The sequence below is a fragment of the Ensifer sp. ZNC0028 genome (assembly GCF_000799055.1).
GTDB lineage: Bacteria > Pseudomonadota > Alphaproteobacteria > Rhizobiales > Rhizobiaceae > Ensifer.
In genome coordinates this window covers 1-273 of sequence record NZ_JTLA01000266.1, presented here as the reverse complement: position 1 = coordinate 273, position 273 = coordinate 1, and the positions used below count along the sequence as shown (strand labels likewise).

Below are 273 nucleotides of genomic sequence, written 5' to 3'. Positions count from 1 at the left end.
CCCTTGCCCAGGAGATGGCGGCACGCATGCTGAAGAAGGGCGTCTATGTCATCGGCTTCTCCTTCCCGGTGGTGCCGAAGGGTCAGGCGCGCATCCGCACGCAGATGTCGGCAGCGCATAGTGAAGCGGACGTGCGCCGGGCGATCGCCGCCTTCGAAGAGGTCGGCCGCGACCTCGGCGTGATCTGAGGAGACGGCGATGTCCGATCTGGAAAGAACGGAGAGTTTGCCCCTCTCCTCGGGTTTAACCCGAGGACTAACCCTCTCCCCGCAG

1 protein-coding gene is annotated in these 273 nt (G+C 64.5%); it reads left to right on the top strand.

What is annotated here, in order from left to right:
* On the top strand, window positions 1–188 hold a 188-nt coding region (locus tag L981_RS34305; protein WP_371258923.1), incomplete at its 5' end, for an aminotransferase class I/II-fold pyridoxal phosphate-dependent enzyme.
* Window positions 189–273 lie beyond the last annotated feature (85 nt).